The organism is Vicinamibacterales bacterium, from assembly GCA_041659285.1.
In the GTDB taxonomy this organism is placed as follows: Bacteria; Acidobacteriota; Vicinamibacteria; order Vicinamibacterales; family UBA2999; genus 12-FULL-67-14b.
This window is the reverse complement of record JBAZYO010000002.1, coordinates 358,667-378,885: the sequence shown is the minus strand read 5'-3', so window position 1 is coordinate 378,885 and position 20,219 is coordinate 358,667. Positions and strand designations below refer to the sequence as shown.

General features: G+C 68.5%; 18 protein-coding genes. 17 read left to right on the top strand and 1 reads right to left on the bottom strand.

Annotated elements, in window-relative coordinates:
* Window positions 1-217: 217 nt before the first annotated feature.
* The 6 genes from WC815_04275 (at window position 218) to WC815_04250 (ending at window position 7,328) form a co-directional block, all read left to right on the top strand.
* Entirely contained in the window at window positions 218-1,093 is an 876-nt protein-coding gene (locus WC815_04275) for an aldolase/citrate lyase family protein (protein ID MFA5907975.1), read from the top strand.
* On the top strand, window positions 1,093-1,605 hold the full coding sequence (locus WC815_04270; protein ID MFA5907974.1) for a hypothetical protein: 513 nt from the start codon (window positions 1,093-1,095) through the stop codon (window positions 1,603-1,605). The genes WC815_04275 and WC815_04270 overlap by 1 nt, the downstream gene beginning before the upstream one ends.
* A 73-nt stretch (window positions 1,606-1,678) precedes the next feature.
* Complete coding sequence (locus tag WC815_04265) at window positions 1,679-4,174, top strand: DUF1592 domain-containing protein (protein ID MFA5907973.1); 2,496 nt, start codon at window positions 1,679-1,681, stop codon at window positions 4,172-4,174.
* 54 nt (window positions 4,175-4,228) lie between these two features.
* The gene (locus WC815_04260) at window positions 4,229-5,407 is read left to right on the top strand and encodes a DUF1552 domain-containing protein (GenBank protein MFA5907972.1); all 1,179 of its coding nucleotides are present in this window, start codon (window positions 4,229-4,231) and stop codon (window positions 5,405-5,407) included.
* Window positions 5,408-5,410: 3 nt separating this feature from the next.
* Complete coding sequence (locus WC815_04255) at window positions 5,411-5,620, top strand: hypothetical protein (GenBank protein MFA5907971.1); 210 nt, start codon at window positions 5,411-5,413, stop codon at window positions 5,618-5,620.
* 40 nt (window positions 5,621-5,660) lie between these two features.
* On the top strand, window positions 5,661-7,328 hold the full coding sequence (locus WC815_04250) for an ankyrin repeat domain-containing protein (GenBank protein ID MFA5907970.1): 1,668 nt from the start codon (window positions 5,661-5,663) through the stop codon (window positions 7,326-7,328).
* On the opposite strand, the gene WC815_04245 is transcribed toward WC815_04250, so the two are convergent.
* Window positions 7,325-8,329 (bottom strand): aldolase/citrate lyase family protein, encoded by a 1,005-nt coding sequence (locus WC815_04245; GenBank protein ID MFA5907969.1) that lies wholly within the window; start codon window positions 8,327-8,329, stop codon window positions 7,325-7,327. The genes WC815_04250 and WC815_04245 overlap by 4 nt on opposite strands.
* A gap of 98 nt (window positions 8,330-8,427) precedes the next feature.
* Here WC815_04245 and WC815_04240 point away from each other — a divergent pair, with 98 nt between their 5' ends.
* The 11 genes from WC815_04240 to WC815_04190 all read left to right on the top strand — a co-directional run bounded on the left by WC815_04240 (window position 8,428) and on the right by WC815_04190 (window position 20,218).
* Complete coding sequence (locus WC815_04240) at window positions 8,428-9,192, top strand: uroporphyrinogen-III synthase (protein ID MFA5907968.1); 765 nt, start codon at window positions 8,428-8,430, stop codon at window positions 9,190-9,192.
* Window positions 9,193-9,205: 13 nt separating this feature from the next.
* Complete coding sequence (locus WC815_04235; protein ID MFA5907967.1) at window positions 9,206-10,456, top strand: sensor histidine kinase; 1,251 nt, start codon at window positions 9,206-9,208, stop codon at window positions 10,454-10,456.
* On the top strand, window positions 10,453-11,112 hold the full coding sequence (locus WC815_04230; protein ID MFA5907966.1) for a response regulator transcription factor: 660 nt from the start codon (window positions 10,453-10,455) through the stop codon (window positions 11,110-11,112). The genes WC815_04235 and WC815_04230 overlap by 4 nt, the downstream gene beginning before the upstream one ends.
* Before the next feature lie 71 nt (window positions 11,113-11,183).
* A complete protein-coding gene (locus WC815_04225) occupies window positions 11,184-12,284 on the top strand; it encodes an NAD(P)-dependent oxidoreductase (GenBank protein ID MFA5907965.1) in 1,101 nt (366 codons plus the stop codon).
* Window positions 12,281-13,210, top strand: a complete 930-nt coding sequence (hemC, locus tag WC815_04220) for a hydroxymethylbilane synthase (GenBank protein MFA5907964.1) — start codon at window positions 12,281-12,283, stop codon at window positions 13,208-13,210. The genes WC815_04225 and hemC overlap by 4 nt, the downstream gene beginning before the upstream one ends.
* Window positions 13,207-14,190 carry a porphobilinogen synthase gene (gene hemB, locus WC815_04215; protein MFA5907963.1) on the top strand — a complete coding sequence of 328 codons (984 nt, stop codon included), beginning with the start codon at window positions 13,207-13,209 and terminating at the stop codon, window positions 14,188-14,190. The genes hemC and hemB overlap by 4 nt, the downstream gene beginning before the upstream one ends.
* Window positions 14,187-15,485 carry a glutamate-1-semialdehyde 2,1-aminomutase gene (gene hemL, locus WC815_04210; protein ID MFA5907962.1) on the top strand — a complete coding sequence of 433 codons (1,299 nt, stop codon included), beginning with the start codon at window positions 14,187-14,189 and terminating at the stop codon, window positions 15,483-15,485. The genes hemB and hemL overlap by 4 nt, the downstream gene beginning before the upstream one ends.
* Complete coding sequence (gene hemE / locus WC815_04205; protein ID MFA5907961.1) at window positions 15,482-16,522, top strand: uroporphyrinogen decarboxylase; 1,041 nt, start codon at window positions 15,482-15,484, stop codon at window positions 16,520-16,522. Before hemL ends, hemE begins: the two co-directional genes overlap by 4 nt.
* Window positions 16,510-17,916 (top strand): oxygen-independent coproporphyrinogen III oxidase, encoded by a 1,407-nt coding sequence (gene hemN / locus WC815_04200; GenBank protein ID MFA5907960.1) that lies wholly within the window; start codon window positions 16,510-16,512, stop codon window positions 17,914-17,916. The genes hemE and hemN overlap by 13 nt, the downstream gene beginning before the upstream one ends.
* Window positions 17,913-19,286 carry a protoporphyrinogen oxidase gene (gene hemG, locus WC815_04195; protein ID MFA5907959.1) on the top strand — a complete coding sequence of 458 codons (1,374 nt, stop codon included), beginning with the start codon at window positions 17,913-17,915 and terminating at the stop codon, window positions 19,284-19,286. The genes hemN and hemG overlap by 4 nt, the downstream gene beginning before the upstream one ends.
* A gap of 2 nt (window positions 19,287-19,288) precedes the next feature.
* A complete protein-coding gene (locus WC815_04190; GenBank protein MFA5907958.1) occupies window positions 19,289-20,218 on the top strand; it encodes a ferrochelatase in 930 nt (309 codons plus the stop codon).
* The last annotated feature ends 1 nt before the right edge of the window (window position 20,219 follow it).

Genomic DNA, 20,219 nt, shown 5'->3' with positions numbered 1-20,219 from the left:
CTGCAACGAGCCGCGCCGCCGGTCGAAGACCGGCGGCCGGGAGCGAACACCACCCGGTTCACAAGACCTCACAGCAACGAAACCGGTCTTGCGAACCGGGTGGCGTTCGCTCCCGTGAGGCGGCCTACGGCCGCCGCGGCTCGTTCGTATCCGTGAAATCGGTGAAATCTGCGGCTGCATTTAAAAAGACGGCGCGGTCGGTTAGCATCTACGGACCATGAACGCAGCCTTCATCCGTACTGCCATTGTCACCGTCGCAGCCGTTGTCACCGCGTCGGCGGCTCACGCTCAGGTCATCCCGCTCTGGTCGCAGGGCAAAGTCGCGTTCGGCGTCTACGCACCCAACGAGAACGCGCCCGTCGGCCGCGGTCCGGGCGGACCCGGCGGCGCCGGTGCGCCGGCCGGGGGCGCGCCGGCCGCTCCGCGGCCCAAGCCGCTCTACACCGTCGGCGGCGCCGAGAAGCTCGCCATGAATGCCCTGTACGACTATGTCTTCCTCAACCTCGAAGGCTCGTACGACCCCGACGCAGTGAAAGCCATGGCCCAGGGGCTGCGCAGCGCGAAGGCGACGAGCCGCAAGACGCTGCTGGTCCGCATTCCGCCAATCAGCGCCGACGGCGCCGAGGCGACGAAGGCGCGGGTCAAGGAGATCTTCGATGCCGGCGCCGATGGCGTCACCATCCCCCACATCCGCGACCTCGAGGAAGCCAAGCTCGCGCTCAGCTTCTTCGCCGCGGCCAAGGCCGACATCTGGTCGCCCGCCAATCCCAAGGGCACCAAGCTCGCCATGCTGATGCTCGAGGATCCGAAAGCCATCGCGCAACGCGCGGAGATCGCCAACCTGCCGAACATCAGCGTGCTGGCGTGCGGCATCGGCAGCCTGGCGCAGGCGCTGGGCGGCGATCGCGCCGGTGCCGAAGCCGGCACGCAACAGGTGCTGGTGGAGACCAAGCGCGTGAAGCTTGCCAACATGCTCACCGCCAACGCGAAGGACGTCGAACAGCGGGTGAAGGAAGGGTTTCTCGCGCTGCTGATGCAGGGCGCGCAGGCTGACGAGGCGATCAAGATCGGGCGCGCCGCCGCGGGACGGTAATGACCCAGGTCGGCCCCGCGCTCATCGGCTCGATGCTGCTCGCCGTGCTGAGCACGGTGGCCGACTACGTCTGGTTCCTCGGCATCCCGCAACACCAGGTTGCGTCCGGGACGATCCACGGCTCGGTGTTGTTCGCCGCGCTGGGTGGCCACCTTGGCTGGCGCAAGGGCAGGGCGGTGCCCGGCGCCATCGGCGGGCTGCTGAGCGGCATGATCGCCGCGCTGTCGTTCTACGCGCTGGCGCCCTTCGGCGGCTACCCGATGATGATCGTGTCGTGGGTGCTGCTGTGGATCATGCTGGCCGCTTTGCAGACCCACCTCGACGGCCGGCTCGAGGTGTCGCGGGCGATCGGCCGCGGCCTGGCCACGTCCGTCGCCGCCGGCCTCGGCTTCGTCGTCGTCCTCTTCCAGCTGTACCGCGACTGGCCCCCCGCCGAGTTCCCGGTGGTCCGCCACTTCGTGGCGTGGTCGATGGCATATCTGCCGGGCTTGTATGTGTTGCTGAAGCGGTAGCCCGGCTGACGTCTCTCGATGTCTCGGCAACGACAACACTTAGTTCGCTATACTGGCGTCGGAAAACGACGCCATGAAGCGACTCATCCTTGCGGTGCTTGTCGCCGCCCTTCCCGGCCTGCACTTGGCGGCCACGACCAGCCAAACGCCTGATGCGCCGCCAACCCTGAGCGAGCGGCCGCGCATCGCAGGTGCGCGACCGCGAGTCGAAGGGCAGCAACCAGTTGCCCCCGCGATTTCACACCCGGCCACCCCGCCAGCCCCCGCGTTCAGCGCCGCCGACCAGACGGCCATGGTCAGGCAATACTGCGCGGGCTGCCACAGCGATCGCGGCAAGGCCGGCCAGTTGACGCTCGCATCATTCGACGCCTCGAAGGCGGCCGGCAACGTGGCCGTCACCGAGAAGATGATCCGGAAGCTGCGGTCGCAAATGATGCCGCCGCCGGGCGCGCGCCGGCCCGCGCCCGAACAGATCACGGCGCTGACCGAAGCGCTGGAGGCGCGCGTCGATCGCGCCGCGGCGCTCAATCCCAACCCCGGCTCGCGGCCGTTCCAGCGGCTGAATCGCGCTGAGTATGCGCGCGCGGTGAAAGACATGCTGGGCATCGACATCGACGTCGCCAGCCTGCTGCCGGCCGACACGATCAGCGACGGCTTCGACAACGTTGCGGACGCGCAGGCGTTCTCGCCGACGCTGATGGAAAGCTACCTGCGGGCGGCGGCCCGGGTCACGGCGCTGGCCATCGGCGACCCCGAGGCGCCCGCCACCGAAACCAACTACCGCGTGCCGAAGACCGCGTCGCAGTTGTCGCGCGCCGAGGGCGCGCCGTTCGGCACGCGCGGCGGCCTCTCGGTGCCGCACACGTTCCCGGCCGACGGCGACTACGTGTTCAAGGTCGAACTGCATAGCAACGCCTGCGGCGTGCTGTTCGGCGGCCCCAACGAAGGCGAGCAGGTCGAGGTCTCCATCAACGGCGAGCGCAAGGCGTTGATGACCATCAACCCGCTGATGGCGGAAACCACGACCGGGCTGTCGCTGAAGATGCCGCCCATTCACGTGACGGCCGGCGTGCAGAGGGTGACGGCGGCGTTCATCCAGCGGTTCGAAGGCCCGGTCAACGACCTGGTTGCGCCGATCGATCACACGCTCGCCGACACGCAGATCGGCGTCGCCGTCGGCATCACCACGCTCCCTCACGTCAAGGACTTCAGCATCGTCGGGCCCTACAACGTCACCGGCATTTCCGACACGGCGAGCCGCCGCAGGGTCTTCACGTGCCGTCCCACCTCGGCGGCGGATGAAGGCGCGTGCGCGAGCAAGATCGTCCGCACGCTCGCGACCCAGGCGTTCCGCGGCAACGTGGCGGAGCGCGATCTCACCGGCCTGATGAAGTTCTACGCGGATGGCCGCAAGGAAGGCGACTTCGAGTACGCCATTGGCGGCGCCATCGAGGCCATCCTCGCGAGTCCACAGTTCCTGTTTCGCTTGGAGAACACCCCGGCGGCGCTGCGCGCGGGACAGTCCTATCGGCTGAGCGACGGCGAACTGGCGTCGCGGCTGTCGTACTTCATCTGGGGCGCGGCGCCCGATGCCGAGCTCACGAAGCTGGCCAGCCAGGGCCGGCTGAGCGCGCCGGGCGTTTACGAGAAGCAGATTGCCCGGCTCGTTGCCGATCCCCGGTCCGAGGCGTTGTCGAAGCGCTTCGCCCGGCAGTGGCTGCGGCTCGGCGACGTCGAAGGCGTGTTGCCCGATGCCGTGGCCTATCCCTATTTCGACCGCACGCTGGGAGATGCGTTCGTCAAGGAATCGGAACTCTTCTTTGACTCCATCGTCCGCGAAGATCGCAGCGTGATGGACCTGCTGACGGCCGATTACTCGTTCGTCAACGAGCGCATCGCCCGGCACTACGGCATTCCCAACGTCGCCGGCAACGCCTTCCGCCGCGTCACCTTGCCCGCCGAACGGCGCGGCATCCTGACCCATGGCAGCGTGCTGGTGCTGACGTCGGTGGCCGATCGCACGTCGCCGGTCATGCGCGGCAAGTTCGTGATGGAAGTGATGATGGGCTCGCCGCCGCCCGCGCCGCCGCCCAACGTGCCGGCGCTCGAGGAGACGAAGGGCGAGGTGTCGGGCAAGGTGCTGACCGTGCGCGAGCGCATGGAGGAGCACCGCAAGAACCCGCAGTGCACGTCGTGCCACCGCGTGATCGACCCGCTGGGCCTCGCGCTGGAGAACTTCGACGTCACCGGCAAGTACCGCATCAAGGACAACGGCATGCCGGTGGACCCGAACGGCACGCTCTACGACGGCACTCCAATCAACGGTTCGGCCGGCCTGCGCGCGGCGCTGCTCAAGCACCAGGATGTGTTCCTTCTCAGCTTCACGGAAAACCTGATGACCTACGCGCTGGGCCGCCGCATCGAGGCGCCAGACATGTGGGCCGTTCGCCGCCTGGTGCGTGACGCCGCCGCGCGCGGCAACAAGATGTCGGCGTTCGTGCTGGGCGTGGCCACCAGCCCGCTGTTCACGATGGGTCGCGCCGCCGAACCCGCCACGACAGTCCCATGACCAGAAGTGCCAGAAGGGCGGCACTTTAGTGCCGCCGAGTAACGAGGCGAAAACATGAACATCATCACCGGCAAGCACCTGGATCGCCGCACCGTCCTGAAGGGCCTCGGCGCCACCATTGCCTTGCCGCTCCTCGACGCCATGGTGCCGGCGCGCGCGGCCGCCGCGACCCGCAAGGTCCGCCTGGTCGCCATGGAGATGGTGCACGGCTCGGCGGGCAGCACCGCGTTCGGCATCCAGAAGAACCTCTGGGCGCCGGCGACCACCGGCGCCGCGTTCGACCTCAGCCCCACCAGCATGGCGCCACTCGAGCCGTGGCGTGACTACATCACCATTGTCAGCAACACCGACGTGCGCAACGCCGAGGCGTTCCTGCCGCCAGAGATTGGCGGCGACCACTTCCGCTCCGCGGCCGTGTTCCTGACGCAGTCGCATCCGCACCAGACGCAGGGCTCGGACCTCAAGGCCGGTACCTCGCTCGACCAGTTGTTCGCGCAGAAGTACGGCCAGGAAACGCCGATGCCGTCGATGCAGTTGTGCGTGGAGAACGTCGACCAGGCCGGCGGCTGCTTCTACGGCTACTCGTGCGCCTACACCGACTCCATCAGCTGGGCCTCGCCGAGCGAGCCGCTGCCGATGATTCGCGATCCGCGCGCGGTGTTCGACCAGCTCTTCGGCATCGGCGCCACGCCCGAAGCGCGGGCGGCCCGCCGCCGCCGCGACCGCAGCATCCTCGACTGGGTGACGCAGTCCACCAACCAGTTGAAGGCCAGCCTCGGCGCCACCGACCGGGCCCGCCTCAGCGATTACCTGGACGACGTGCGGGAGATCGAGCGGCGCATCCAGAAGGTGGAAGCGCAGAACGCCGCGGGCGACCAGCGCACGCTGCCGGGCGCGCCCATCGGCGTGCCGGATTCCTACGACGAGCACGTCAAGCTGATGTTCGACATGCAGGTGGTGGCGTTCGCGTCGGACGTCACCCGCGTCGTGGCCTTCAAGCTGAGCCGCGATGTCTCGAACCGCGTCTATCCGGAAACCGGCGTCAACACCGGCTTCCACATCGCCTCGCATCACCAGGACCGCGACGATCGCATCCTGGAGCTGGCGAAAATCAACAAGTACCACGTCAGCCTGATCCCGTACTTCCTCAAGAAGCTGAAGGAGACGCCGGACGGCGACAGCAACCTGCTCGAGAACTCGCTCCTGATCTACGGCTCGCCGATGGGCAACTAGAACGTGCACAACCACAAGCGCTGCCCGCTGTTTTTCGCCGGCCACGCCGGCGGCGCGCTCAAGGGCAACCTGCACATCAAGGCCGCCGATGGCACGCCGATGGCCAATGCCATGCTGGCGGCGATGCGCAGCGTCGGCCTCGAGATGGATGTGTTCGGTGACAGCACGAGCGCGATGGATTTGAACTCCGCGCCCGCGCCCACCGCCGTCTGATGTAGTGTCCGGCTTTAGCCGGACCCCGGGATGAACGCATATGAAGAGACTCGCTACCGTCCTCGCCATCGTCGGTCTCGTTGCTTCTCTCCAGGCAGCGCCCACCGCGCCAATTGCCGATGCGGCCATGGCGAGGGACGCCGCCGCGGTGAAGAAGCTCCTGAAGGAAGGCGTGGACGTGAACGCCGCCCAGGGCGACGGCATGACGGCGCTCCACTGGGCCGCGCTCAACGGTGACGCCGAACTCGCCTCGATGCTGCTGTATGCCGGCGCCAACGTCGGCGCCAGGACGCGCCTCGGCGGCTACACGCCGCTGCACCTCGCGGCCCAGATCGGCAATGCCTCCGTGATCGCCCCACTGATCGCCGCCGGCTCGGTCGTATCGGCCACCACCGCGACGGGCGCCACGGCGCTGATGCAGGCGTCGCATGCCGGCAGCACCGAATCGGTGCGCATGCTGATTGAGAACGGCGCCGACCTGAACATCAAAGAGACCGCCAACGGCCAGACGGCGCTGATGTTCGCCGCCGCCGCCGATCGCGTGGACGTCGTCAGGATGCTGATCGCGCGCGGCGCCGACGTCGGCCTCACCTCACGTGTCCAGGATCTGTCCGCCCTCACCATGACCGCCGACGTCGACCAGAACGGCGTGCCGCGTCCGGCGCCTGCTCGCGGCCCGGGTCCGGACGTGCCGGGCGTGACGCGCCAGTTCAATTACAACGAGCTGATCGGCAAGCACGGCGGCCTCGCGGCCCTGCATTTCGCGGCCCGTCAGGGCGCGCTGCCCACCGTCGAAGCCCTGGTCAAGGGCGGCGCCAACATCAACCAGCGCGGCGCCGGCGACCGGACCACGGCGATGCTGGTGGCCGCCATCAACGGCCACTTCGACACCGTGAGCTACCTGCTCGACAACGGCGCCGACCCGAACCTGGCGAGCGAAGGCGGCGTGACGCCGCTTTATGCGGTGATCAACGTCCAGTGGCAGCCGCGTTCGTTCTATCCGCAGCCGCGCGCCTACCTGCAGCAGAAGATGGGCTACCTCGAGCTGATGACCAGGCTGCTCGACCAGGGCGCCGACCCCAACGCCCGCACCAATCGCAACACCTGGTTCACGCAGTACAACTTCGACCTGCTGCGCACCGACGATTCGGGCGCCAGCCCGTTCTGGCGCGCCGCCTACGCCAGCGACATCGCGGCGATGAAGCTGTTGATCTCGCGTGGCGCCGACCCCAACGTTCCCACCATGAAGCCGGCGGGTGGCCGCGACTTCCAGGGCGGCACCCGCAGTGGCGACGCCAGTGCCGCGCCCCAGCGGCCGGCCCTGCCGGTTGGCGGACCCGGCACGCCGCCGCTGGTTGCCGCGGCCGGCGCCGGCTACAGCGAGGGTTTCGCCGGTAACGCGCACCGCTTCGCGCCCACCGGCATGATGGCGGCGGTGAAGTATCTGGTCGAGGAAGTGGGCGTGGACGTCAACGCCGAAGACGAGGACGGCAGCACCGCCGTGCACAACGCCGCGTCACGCGGCGACAACGAGATGATTCGCTATCTCGTGTCGAAGGGCGCCGACGTGAAGATCGTGAATCGTCGCGGCCAGACGACGGTGGACATGGCCAATGGGCCGGTGCAGCGCACGCAGCCGTACCCCGAGACCATCAAGTTGCTTGAGGGTCTCGGGGCCAGGAACAATCACAAGTGCGTTAGCTGCTAGCGGCCGGCCGCCTTCTTGCCGACTTCAATCGCCTTGAAGCCGGCATCGCCCCAGTTCATCACGAACACGCTGAAGCCCTGCTTCATGCGCATCTCGATGTCGGTGGCGTTGGCGGGGTAGCCGCACGGCACGTTGAATTCCTTGCACGCCGCCAGCACCTTCTGAATCGACGCTTCCCACGCCGCTTCGTCCAGCTTACGAGTGCCGTCTGGCTGCACCGTCGAGAAGATACCGCGCAGCGTGCCGGCGCCGGGCCACAGCACGCCGATGCCCTTGACGGCCGCGATCTCGCGGACCTTCTCGAGGCCTTCCTTGCTTTCGACGATGGTCCAGTTGATCAGCTCGCCGTTCGGGTTGAGCGGCCAGAGGTCGGCCTTGTCCTTGTATTCCTTCTCGCTCATGCCCCACAGCGCCGGCGCCTGGCCGACGTCTTCGGCGCGCGTGCCGCCCTTGGACTTGAAGCGCATGGCGTCGATGCCGGCCTTCACTTCGGCGGCGCTCTCAACCGACACGAACATGATGCCGCTCACGCCGACGTTGAGCTGCTGGCCGATGCTGACCGCGGCGACCTTCGGGTCCGGCGCGATCTCGTGCATCTTCACGACCAGCGGGTGAGTGAACATGCCATTTGGCGATTTGAGGAATGAGCCCGAGCCTGACATCCCCTTCACAAATGCCGTGAACGGCGGCAGCCCGCGTTCCATGCCGCCTTCCATCGTTCCGTCAAAAATGAAGTCGGTGTTCTTGTTGGCCAGCGCTTCGGCCGCGAGCTGAACCGCGGTCTTCTGCGGCAACTCGACCGGCGGCGTGACGACGCTGCCCGGCGCCGCGCCAGGGCGGCCGCCGCCCATCCGCCGGTTGGCTGGGGCATAGAGGCCGAAGACCGGCTTCTTCTGCGACAGCAATTCAATAACGGGGTTGAGCCGCTTGGGGGACTGGCCGACGACCAGCGATCCCGCAGCCACGGTAGTGACCAGAGCAATTACGACGCGTGCACGCATGCTTTCTCCCTTTGCCGGCCGGTATAGCAGGCGCGGCGCCCGAATTCTAACCGAAGTGATTAGTCTCGCCCGGAGTTTGCCGCTATCCTCGTCACGAGATGTCACGCACAGGGTCTCACTCGGCGCCATGGCGAGTGGCGGTGACCAGGGACGAACCGGACGATGGCGCATTGAGCCGGGCCTTGCGCCATCAGGGCTTTGTCCCCGTGTGGTGCAAGGTCCTGGAGGAGCAGGCGCCGGTTGATCCTCATCCGCTTCACGCGGCCGCCGAGGCCCTGGCGGATTTCGACCTGATCGTGTTCTCGAGTGCCCGTGCGGCCCGGGCCGTCACGCGTGCCCGCTCAACACCATGGCCGGCGGGCGTGCGCACGGCTGCCGTGGGCCCGCGGACCGCGGAGGCCGTGGTTCGTGCCGGCGTGCAAACATCGCCGCTGGTGGGCGATGGCGACGGCGCGGCCGCATTGTGGACCGTCCTCGCCGGCGAAGACTGGCGTGGCCGGCGGGTGCTATTGCCGGCAGTGGCAGAAGGGCATCCCCTGCTTGCCACCCAGTTGCGCGCAGCGGGTGCGGCAGTGGAAGAAGTCGTCGCCTACCGCATGGTTCCAAGGCCCCAGGCGGATATTCTCTCGGACTGGAGCGCCGCTGGTCCCGACGCCGTCGTGGTCGCGAGTCCGTCCGTGGCGCACGGTCTGGTGCGTGCACTCGGTGCGGACGGACTGGCCGCGTTGGCGGCGATCGTGGCGATCGGTCCGACGACGTCAGCGGCGCTGGCGGCCGAAGGCGTTCCGCATCACGTGTCTCCGCGAGCCGACTTCGAGACGGTCGCGCAACTCCTGCGGACACTGTGCCCGGCCGTGCCGTGATAACTTGCCAGTCGTGACTCTCGATCGCACGTTTGTCGAGTGCAGCGTCCTGGGCTTCCAGTCGGTGCTGACCACGGCGCTGGCGATCACCTGTTACGTGTTGTGGTTGCGCCAGCGGCGCGACTACTTCCTCACCTGGTCCGCCGCCTGGTTCCTCTACGTGGTGCGGCTGTCGGCGATGTCGGCCTTCCTGGTTCGACGCGACATGATCTGGCTGTTTGTTCACCAGGTCATGACCGGCCTCAGCGCCATGTTGCTGCTGGTGGCCGCCTGGCAGTTCTCGCGGGGCTTCGTCTGGCGCCCGTGGCATCTGGTGATCGCGCCGTTGATGGTCGCCTGGGCGTGGCTGACGATCTTCGGCATGCACAGCATGCTCGTGGCCGGCGTCACCTCGACCATCCTGCTGGCGTCGGTCACCATCTGGACCGGCATCGTGTTCTGGCGCGCCCGTGGAAAACGCCCCAGCGGCGCGACGACGGTGTTGACCTGGGCGTTTGTGCTGTGGGGCGTCCATCATCTCGACTATCCGCTTCTGCGCGGCTTTGGCGCGGCCGTGCTTTACGGTGTCTTCATCGACGTGCTGTTCCTGTTTGCAATCAGCCTCGGTTTGCTCTTCCTGGTCCTCGGCGATGAGCGGGCGCGGTTGGCCGCCAGAACCGCGGAACTCGAACAATTGACCCGGCTGCTGCTGAGGGCGCAAGAAGATGAACGGCGGCGCATCGCCCGTGAATTGCATGACGAGGCCGGGCAGGCCTTGACCGCCGTCAAGATCGAACTCGACCTCGATGGTCACACCAGTGCCGGCGCGCGAGTGGGGCAGGCGCTGGCGCAGGTACGAGACCTCAGCAACCTCTTGCGGCCTTCGGCCCTGGACGATCTGGGCCTCGCCGCCGCGCTCAGGGCCCTCGCGGCCGATGTGTCGGAGCGGTCGCGGCTGCCGGTCGCGCTCGAGATGTCCGGCACGCACGCGCTCCCGGCCGACGTCGAGGTGGTGATCTATCGCGTCATGCAGGAAGCCCTGACCAATGCCGTCCGCCACGCCTGCGCCAGCATGGTGCGCGCGCGTCTCGAGGTCGGCGATCGCAGCGTGATCCTGACTGTGGAAGATGATGGGCAGGGGCTGTCGCCCGGCGCCCATCCCAGCCTGGGCTGGCTCGGCATGCAGGAGCGCGTCACCGCGGCAGGCGGCACGCTCTCGGTGTCCGGTTATGACGTCCCGGGTGTGCGCGTCGAGGCGCGGATTCCTGTGGAGATCAGCTCGTGAGCAAGGCCGGGGTGCGGGTGATCCTCGCCGACGATCACACGCTCGTGCGCGCCGGCATTCGCCGGATCATCGAGTCGCGTTCGGGATGTGTCGTCGTGGGCGAAGCTGCCAACGGCGACGAGGCGGTCGACACCCTGCGAACGGTCGCGGCCGACGTGCTGGTGCTCGACCTGAAGATGGAAGGCCTCGACGGGATCGAGGTGCTGCGCGTGGCCAAGGCCGAGCGCCCCGATCTGAAGGTGATCGTCCTGACCATGCACGCCGGCCGCGAATACGTGGTCCGGGCCATGGAAGAGGGAGCCAACGGCTACCTGCTGAAGGATTCCGCCGTCCAGGACCTGACCGCGTCGATCGATGCCGTGATGGCCGGCCGGACGTATTTCAGTCCGGCGATTCAGCAGCAGATGGCGGCGCTTCTCAAGGGCAGCAGCCCCGCCATGCCCGATCTGCGCGCCCTGACCGACCGTGAACGGGAGGTCCTGATCCTGCTGGCCCGTGGTTTGACGACCAAGGAGATTGCCGCGACGCTGGACATCGGCACCCGCACGGTCGAGACGCATCGGGCAAACCTGATGCGCAAGCTGGGCGTGCGATCGGTGGCGCTGCTCACGCAGGTGGCGATCCGCGAAGGCATCGTCGATCTGCCGTCTCCGTAGTTCTACGGAGGCGTCCTCCGCACTCTTGCGAATTGTCGCGGCGGCACGCGCTCGCTAGTCTGGGCGTAACCGTGCTTGCTCCTTCGCCAGCGATATCGCCGTCAACGCCCTCCGCGCTCGCGCCTCTCCGCGTTCTGTCGATCAGCCATCGGACTCACGGCATGGACGGCCTCGCCGCCCTGGCGGCCACACCGGGCGCCGCCGCCGAAATTCACGCTTCGATGACCAGCCACGGCATCGAGTCCATCCTGCTGACGACCTGCAATCGGGTCGAGTTGTACTGGTGCTGCCGCGATCCCCAGGACGATGTGGTCGCGGCCGGCAGCCTGGCGACGGCCATTGGTGCGCGCCCTGAGGACCTTACCGGGCCCGCGTCATGGCTGGCCGGCGAGGCGGCCGCCCACCATCTGTTCCGGGTTTGTACCGGCCTCGAGTCGGCGGTGGTCGGCGAAGCCGAGGTGCTGGGGCAGGCGCGCCGGGCACTGGACACCTCGCGCGGCGCCCGCCGCTTCATGGTCGGCGTCTTTCGTGGCGCCATTCGCGCCGGCCGCGCCGCCCGTGCGGAAACCGCCATCGGCCAGGGCGCCGTGTCCGTGGCGTCAACCGGCATTCACTGGCTGTCGGCGCGGGTGCCTCTCGCCGATTGCCGCGTCTTGATCGTCGGCGCGGGAGACACCGCGCGAAAGGTCGCCCGCCACTTGAAGGCCGCCGGCGCCGGGTCGCTGGTCATCGCCAACCGGACCGCCGCTCGTGCCGTGGAACTGGCTCGTGGCGTCAGCGCCGAGGCCGTCGGGCTTGACGCCCTTCAGGACGAAATCCTCCGCGCCGACGCCATCATCTCGGCCGTGAACGGCAGCGAGTGGTTGATCACCCGCGAGCACTTGCGCGCGCGGCATGCCGGCGGGCGGCCGCTGTTCATTGTTGACCTGTCGATGCCGCCGAGCGTCGAGCCCGTCGTGGCCGGTGGCGTTGAACGCATCGACTTGGGCCTTCTCGCGGAGGCGGCCGACGCCACCCGCGCGCAGCGGTCGAGCGAGGCGCCCCGTGTGGAGGCCGTGATTGCGCGGGAACTGGCGTGGCTGCGGCGGTGGGCGGACCGCGAGGCGCTTCGGCCGTCGGCCTCAGGCGGGACCGGCGCGACCGCATCACGCGCCGGGCAGGCCGAGGCATGAAACTGCGCCTCGGCACGCGCGGAAGTGCGCTGGCGTTGTGGCAGAGCCGCCATATTGCCGCCCGTCTGGCCGCGGCTCATGCCGGTCTCGAGGTCGAACTGGTGGAAATCGTGTCGGCGGGCGATCGCATCCTCGATGTGCCGCTCTGGCACGTCGAGGGAACGGGGTTCTTCACCGCGGCCTTGGAGCAGGCGCTGATGGCGGGACACATCGACGTCGCCGTTCACAGCTACAAAGACCTGCCGGTGGAGTCGAGCGCCGCGCTCGTGGTGGCGGCCATCCCCAGCCGCGGTCCCGTGGAAGACGTGCTGTGCGCCCGCGATGGCCTGACCTTCGAGCGGCTGCCTGCCGGCGCCCGCGTCGGCACCTGCAGCACGCGACGCATGGCGCAAGCGCGCCTGCTTCGCGCCGACCTCGACCTCGTGCCATTGCGCGGGAACCTTCCGACGCGCGTCGCACGAGTAGGCGCGGACCTCGACGCCGTGATCCTGGCACGCGCCGGGCTCGAGCGGCTCGGCCTCGAGCACACGATCACGGAAACGTTCTCGACGGGCGTGATCATGCCTGCTCCCGCTCAAGGCGCCTTGGCGGTGCAATGCCGAGCGACGGAGGCGGACGTCTGCCGCCGGCTTGCGGTCCTCGACGACCCTCCATCCAGGCGGGCGGTTGACGCCGAGCGCGCCTTGCTGCACGCGCTGGGTGGCGGGTGCTCGGTCCCGGTCGGGGCGATTGCCACGGCGCTGCCCGCGGGCATCCACCTTGCGGCCGGTGTTTTTGGCGTGCGGACCCCGATCGCGATTCGCCTGGCGATGACTGGCGCCGACCCGGTCGCGCTTGGGCGCCTCGCGGCAGCGCGCCTTGTCGAGCAAGGGGCAGGCGACATTCTCGCGGAGTGTGCGTCAGCGCCCGTACGAGCACCGGCATGAACACCCATTTCCATCGCGGCCGCCGCTTGCGTCGGACCGCCGCGATCCGCGAACTCGTCGCCGAAACGCGGCTCTCAGCCGGGCAGCTCGTGGCGCCCTTGTTCGTGTGCGATGGGCACGGCCGGCGCGAACCAATCGCCTCGATGCCCGGTCAGGCGCGGCTGTCGCCGGACCTCGCGGTGCTCGAGGCGGCGGCGTTGTCGGCCTTGGGCATTCGCGCGGTCTTGCTGTTCGGCGTGCCCTCACGTAAGGACGCCGAGGGCAGCGGCGCGTGGGATGACGAAGGCCCGGTGCCACAGGCGATCAAGTTGATCAAGGTGGCCGCCCCGGCGATCAGCGTGTGGGCGGACGTCTGCCTGTGTGAATACACCGATCACGGCCACTGCGGCCTGCTCCACGAGGCCGAGGTGGACAACGATGCCAGCCTGCCGCTGCTGGCGCAGGCGGCTCTCACGTATGCGCGCGCGGGCGCGGACGTGATTGCGCCGTCCGACATGATGGACGGTCGCGTCGCGGCCATCCGAACCGCATTGGACGGCGCCGGCTTCGCCGATCGCGCCATCGTCTCCTACGCGGTCAAGTACGCGTCCGCCTTCTACGGCCCCTTCCGCGAGGCCGCCGGATCCACGCCACAGAGCGGCGATCGGCGCGGGTATCAGATGGACCCGCCCAACGTTCGCGAGGCGCTGCGCGAGGCAATGGCGGATGTTGAGGAGGGCGCGGACATGGTGATGGTGAAGCCAGGCTTGCCGTATCTGGATGTGATCCGCGCCGTGCGCGAGTGCGTGAACGTGCCGGTGGTGGCCTACCAGGTGTCTGGGGAGTTCGCGATGATGCACGCCGCCGCGGACCGCGGCTGGCTTGACCTGGATCGCGCGATGTTCGAGACGGCTGTGAGCTTGCGGCGGGCCGGCGCCACCATCCTGATCACCTATTTCGCTAAGCCGCTGGCCATCGCGCTGTCGGGCAGGGCATCGTGATCGGCGCATCGCCGATCGCGATCGAATGGGAGGCGAGGGCGCTGCGCATCTCGCCGGGCGGCGTGCACTCGCCGGTGCGGGCGTTCAAGGCCATGGGTATGCAGCCGCTGGCGATCGCCGAGGCGCATGGCGCCCATGTCACAGACCTGGACGGGCGCCGTTTCGTGGATTGGATCGGAGGGTGGGGCCCGGCCTTGCTGGGCCACGACCACCCGGCGATCGCCAAGGCCATTGTCGATGCGGTGGCCCGCGGCGTCGTCTTCGGCCTGGCGTCTTCGCCGGAAGTTGAGCTGTCCGAGCGCATCACCGCGCGCGTGCCGGGTTGCGAGATGGTCCGCCTGGTGGTGACCGGCACGGAAGCGACGATGAGCGCCGTGCGCGTGGCGCGGGCCGCGACCAGCCGCCCGCGCCTCATCAAGTTCGCGGGGGGATACCACGGCCACGCCGACATGTTCCTGGTCAGTGCCGGCTCCGGCGCGGCCACGATCGGTGTTCCGGATTCGCCAGGCGTGACCGCCGGCACCGCCGCCGACACGGTGGTGGCCGAGTTCAACGACCTGGCCAGCGTCGACCGCTGCTTCGACCGTTACCCCGGCGAGATCGCCGCGCTGATCGTGGAGCCGGTGATGGGCAACATGGGCTGCGTGCCCCCAGCCGCGGGATTCCTGCACGCCTTACGCGAGCGTTGCACGCGGCACGGTGCCGTGCTGATCTTCGATGAGGTGATGACCGGGTTCCGGGTCGCCCGCGGCGGCGCCGCCGCGCGCTTCGGCGTGACACCGGATCTGATCACGCTTGGCAAGGTGGCCGGCGGCGGGCTACCGCTGGCGGCGTTCGGCGGCCGGCGAGAGCTGATGAACCTGGTGGCTCCCGCCGGACCGGTCTATCAGGCAGGAACCTATGCCGCGCATCCGCTTGCGGTGGCGGCGGGACTGGCGGCGTTCGAGGCCATCGATGCCACGCCGGATCTCTACGAGGGCCTGGAGCGCACGGGGGAAGCGCTCGAGTCGTCGCTACGGCAGGCGATTGCCGCCGCAGGCGTGGCCGCGCTCGTTCAGCGCGTGGGGTCGATGTGGACCCTGTTCTTCTCGGGTGGTCCGGTGCGGTCCTGGGCGGACGCGGCAGGGGTCGACCGCGAGGCGTACGCCACCTTCTTCCGAGGCATGCTCGCCCGCGGCGTGCTGCTGCCACCGTCGCCGTTTGAGTCGGCCTTCGTTTCGATGGCGCACGACCAGGCAGCGATCGCGCAAACCGTCGAGGCCGCCCGCATGACCTTCCGGGAGATGACCCGATGAACGACCGATTCCTGCGCGCCTGCCGGCGGCAGCCCGTGGACCGGACGCCGCTGTGGATCATGCGCCAGGCCGGCCGCTACCTGCCGGAATACCGCGAACTGCGCAGCCGCGTCGAGTTTCTGACCCTGTGCCGGACCCCGGAACTCGCCGCGGAGGTGACGCTGCAGCCGTTGCGGCGGTTTCCGCTGGATGCGGCGATCCTCTTCTCGGACATCCTGCTGCCGCTCGACGCGTTCGGCATCCGCATGACGTTCTCACCGGGGCCGAAGATCGCGGATCCGATTCGGTCGCGAGCCCAGGTGGACGCGCTCGAAGCGCAACCGGCCGCCGAGGTGGTGCCGTTCGTGGCCGACGCGGTCCGCCTGCTGCGGCGCGAACTCGAGGGCAAGGTGCCGCTGATCGGGTTCTGTGGAGCGCCGTTCACGCTGGCGGCGTACCTCGTGCAAGGCGAAGGCAAGGAGGGGTTCGGTGCCGTCAAGCGGATGATGTTCGCCGAACCGGCGACCCTTGAAGCCTTGCTCGAAAAACTGGCGGCCGCCATGGTGGACTACCTGCGGATGCAAGTGGAGGCGGGGGTGCAGGCGGTCCAGATCTTCGACTCGTGGGCGGGCATCCTCGGCGCGGCCGACTACGATCGATTCGCGCTGCCCTACGTGAAGCAGATTATCGATGGCGTGCGGAGCCTCGGCGTGCCGATCATCTATTTCGTCAACGGCGCGCCCCACCTGATCGAAGCGGCGGCGTCGGCCGGCGCCGAGGTGCTTGGCGTGTGCTGGCGGACGCCGATCGATCACGTCGCGGCCCGCGTCGGGCCGGCCGTCGCGCTGCAGGGCAACCTGGATCCGCACGCCCTCTTCGCCGACCCGGCGGTGGTGCGCGCACGCGCTGCCGACGTACTGCGGCGGATGGCCGGCCGCCCGGGCCACATCATGAACCTGGGGCACGGCATCCTCCCCGAGACGCCGATCGCGTCGGTCGAGGCGTTGATCGAGGAAGTGCACTGCTTTGCCGTCACCGAGGCATCATGCGCGACCTGATCGGCGCCGCGCCCTCCACCCTGGCGCTGCTGGAGCGTTACGATCGTCCCGGCCCGCGCTACACCTCGTACCCGACCGCCGTGGAATTTCACGAGGGCGTCGGCGACTCGCACTATCGGGAGCGGCTGGCCAGGGTTGACGCCGATGCGCAGCACCCGCTGTCGCTGTACGCGCATCTGCCGTTTTGCGAAGCGCGCTGCGCGTTCTGTGGCTGCAACGTCATCATCACCAGCCACCGCGACGTGGCGGCCGGCTACCTGGACGCGCTCGACCAGGAGATCGATCTGCTGGCGGCGGAGCTGCCTCGCCGCCGCGCGGTGTCGCAAATGCACTGGGGCGGCGGCACCCCGACGTACTACGAGGCCGATCAGCTCGCTCGCGTCTTCGATCGCATTCATCGCCACTTCACGTTCACGGCCGACGCCGAGCTCGGCATCGAGATCGACCCCCGCGTCACCAGCGTCGTTCACCTTCGCAGGTTGCGGGCCCTCGGCTTCAACCGGCTGTCGATGGGCGTCCAGGACTTCTCGCCGGAAGTCCAGCACGCCATCAACCGCGAGCAGAGCCACGAACTGACCCGCAGCCAGATCGTCGAGGCGCGGGCCGCGGGTTTCTCGTCGGTCAACGTGGACCTGATTTACGGCCTGCCGCTGCAGACCGTGGACAGCTTTCGGCGCACGCTGGAACTGACGGTGGCCCTGAGGCCGGATCGCGTGGCGGCGTATTCGTTCGCGTTCGTGCCCTGGATGCGCGCGCACATGAAGACGCTGGCGAACGAGGAGATGCCCTCGGCGCGGCTCAAGCTCGAACTGCTGGCCCTGACCATCGACGCCTTCGTCGGCGCCGGTTACCGCCAGATCGGCATGGACCACTTCGCGCTGCCGGCCGACGACCTCGGCCAGGCCGTCGAACGTGGCGACCTGCATCGCAACTTCATGGGCTACACGGTTCAGAAGACGCCGGACATGGTGGCGGTCGGGGTCTCGGGCATCGGCGAGGTCCACGGCGCCTTCGTGCAGAACACGAAGAAGCTGCCGGAGTACTACGCCGCGGTCGGCGCCGGGCGCTTCGCTATTGCCCGGGGCTACGAATTGTCGGCCGATGACCTGGTCCGCCGGCAGGTGATCGCCGGGCTGATGTGTACCTTCCGGGTTGACATCAGGCAGATCGAAGCCGATTTTGGCATCGATTTCTCAAACTACTTCGCCGCGGAGTTGCGGGAGCTGACCGCTCCCGAGTCGCCGTCCACAGATGGCCTGGTCGCCGTCGGCGACGCGTCGATCGACGTCACGCCGCTCGGCCGGCTGTTTGTCAGGAACGTGTGCATGGTCTTCGATCGGTATCTCCGGGCCAGGACCGAAGGTCCCAAGCCGGTCTTCAGCCGCACCGTATGACGACACCACGCGTAATCGTGGCCGGTGGCGGCATTGCCGGCCTCACCTTGGCATTCACGCTCGAGGCTGAAGCGGCGCGGCAGGGCGCCGCCGTCGATGTGTTGCTCATCGAGTCGGCAACTGAGGCCGGGGGCCACGCCCGAACCATCGACGACGGGGACTGGCTGATCGAGACCGGACCGAACGGGTTCCTTGATCGCGAACCCGAAACGATGGCGCTGGTCGAGGAACTCGGACTCACGGGCGATCTCGTCACCGCCAACCCTGCCGCCCGGCGGCGCTTCATCTATCGGCACGGCGCCCTGGCGCAGGTTCCTGACTCACCACCGGCGCTGCTGACTTCCACGGCCATCAGTTGGCGAGCCAAACTGCGCCTCTTGAGGGAACCGTGGGCGGCCTCGGCGCCGCCGCACGCCGACGAAACGGTCTTCGAGTTTGCCGAACGCCGACTGGGACGCGAGGTCGCGGAGGCGCTGGTGGACACCGCGGTATCGGGCATTTCCGCGGGGGACAGCCGGGAGCTGTCAGTGCGGTCGCAGTTTCCCGTGTTGGTGGAGTGGGAACGCGAGCATGGCAGCCTGTTTCGCGCCGCGCTGGCGCGGCGCAAGGCGGCCACCGGCCGCGCCCGGCTGGTCAGTTTCACCAGGGGACTCGGAACGCTGACGCGCACGTTGGCCGGCCGCATGGCACCCCGCATCAAGACCGGCCGCGCCATCACGAATCTGACCCGCGCCGCCGGCTGCTGGCACGTGCGGCTGAGTGACGGGACCACCATCGCCGCCGATCGGGTTGTCTTCACCACCCCCGCGCATCGCACGGCCGCCATCGTTCGCGAACTGGATCGCGAGCTGGCCTGCGAGCTGGCGTCAATTCCTTATGCCGGGCTGGCCGTCGTGGCGCTCCGCTACGCGGCGGCCTCACTGCCGCGTCCCCTTGATGGATACGGCTGCCTGGTCGCACGCTCCGAGCAGCTGGCAACACTGGGTGTGCTGTGGGAGTCCTCGATCTTTCCCGGGCGCGCACCGCAAGGCATGGCGCTCGTCCGCGTGTTCCTGGGCGGCGCGCGGCGGCCCGATGTAGCCGGCTTCGACGAGTCGGCGTTGTTGGGCCTCGCGCGAAGCGAGTTGCTCCGCATCATGGGCATAGCCACCCGGCCCCTGCGTCACGACATCTTCCGATGGCCGGCGGCGATTGCCCAGTACACCGTCGGGCACGCCGATCGGGTGGACGGCATCCGTGCGCGGTTGGCCGGTCATCCGGGCCTCGACGTGTGCGGCACCGCCTGCGACGGCGTCTCGTTCAACCAGGCCATTGCGGCGGCGCGCCGCACCGCCCGGTCCATCGCCTTGCAGCTGCGCCCCACCTCATGACCATGCGACATCTCGTCCTCGTCACCTACGGCGAGCCGCTGACGCCGTCATTCGTCGAGCAACTCGTCTACTCCTGGCGCATCCTGCAAGGGTTGACGCGTTCCATCGCCGACATTCCGCAGCCCGCGATTCCGTTCATCGCCTGGTCGCGGGCACGTGGCCGGCGGCGGCTGTGGCAGGAGTATGCCTACTCCTCACCGCTCGAACTGATCACCGGCGCGCAGGCCAACGCGGCCCGCGCCGCGCTCGCGGCGCACCCGGCCGGTTCATGGACCGTGCACGTCGCCTACGAATTCCGGCAGCCGTCATTGAATGTGGTGCTCCACGGCATTCCGGGCGATGAGCCGGTGTGGGTGGCCCCGATGTATGCGGCTGATTCAGCGTTCACGCACGAACTGTCGCGGCAGTCGGCGCAGTCGGCGCTGAAGCGGTCGCGCCGCAGCGCACCGGTGCGTGTGTTGCCGGCCCTCGATGTGGAACAACTTGCCGACATCTCGGCGCGGCACGTTCTAAGGGAAGCGGGAGAGACCGGCACCGGGCCCAACACGGCTCTGGTCCTGGCCGCGCACGGCACCCTGATCGAGCCTGCCCGTCCCATCGACACAGGACGGTGCGTGACCGAGCGGTTGTACGGCGCCATCCGCAAACGCCTGGCGCCGCGCTTTGGGTTGATCCTGAACGGCTGGCTCAATCACACGCGTGGCGGCCGCTGGACCGAGCCGCCGGTCGAAGAAACGCTGGCGCGCGTGGCCGACGCCGGGTTCACGGAAGCCGTCTATTACCCCTACGGCTTCCTGGCCGACAACGCTGAGAGTCAGCTCGAGGGTCGGCTGGCCGCCGCCGCCACACCGGGTCTGCGGGTTCGATTTCTGCCGTGTCTGAACGATTCAGTTCCGCTCGCCGACGCGGTAGTCCAACAAGTCCTGGCGTGAG

Bases quoted from the DNA above. Each gene is read 5' to 3' on its own strand.
- WC815_04275 (MFA5907975.1), top strand. From the start codon at position 218: ATGAACGCAGCCTTCATCCGTACTGCCATTGTCACCGTCGCAGCCGTT.
- WC815_04270 (MFA5907974.1), top strand. From the start codon at position 1,093: ATGACCCAGGTCGGCCCCGCGCTCATCGGCTCGATGCTGCTCGCCGTG.
- WC815_04265 (MFA5907973.1), top strand. From the start codon at position 1,679: ATGAAGCGACTCATCCTTGCGGTGCTTGTCGCCGCCCTTCCCGGCCTG.
- WC815_04260 (MFA5907972.1), top strand. From the start codon at position 4,229: ATGAACATCATCACCGGCAAGCACCTGGATCGCCGCACCGTCCTGAAG.
- WC815_04250 (MFA5907970.1), top strand. From the start codon at position 5,661: ATGAAGAGACTCGCTACCGTCCTCGCCATCGTCGGTCTCGTTGCTTCT.
- WC815_04245 (MFA5907969.1), bottom strand. From the start codon at position 8,329: ATGCGTGCACGCGTCGTAATTGCTCTGGTCACTACCGTGGCTGCGGGA.
- WC815_04240 (MFA5907968.1), top strand. From the start codon at position 8,428: ATGTCACGCACAGGGTCTCACTCGGCGCCATGGCGAGTGGCGGTGACC.
- hemC (MFA5907964.1), top strand. From the start codon at position 12,281: ATGAAACTGCGCCTCGGCACGCGCGGAAGTGCGCTGGCGTTGTGGCAG.
- hemB (MFA5907963.1), top strand. From the start codon at position 13,207: ATGAACACCCATTTCCATCGCGGCCGCCGCTTGCGTCGGACCGCCGCG.
- hemE (MFA5907961.1), top strand. From the start codon at position 15,482: ATGAACGACCGATTCCTGCGCGCCTGCCGGCGGCAGCCCGTGGACCGG.
- hemN (MFA5907960.1), top strand. From the start codon at position 16,510: ATGCGCGACCTGATCGGCGCCGCGCCCTCCACCCTGGCGCTGCTGGAG.
- hemG (MFA5907959.1), top strand. From the start codon at position 17,913: ATGACGACACCACGCGTAATCGTGGCCGGTGGCGGCATTGCCGGCCTC.
- WC815_04190 (MFA5907958.1), top strand. From the start codon at position 19,289: ATGCGACATCTCGTCCTCGTCACCTACGGCGAGCCGCTGACGCCGTCA.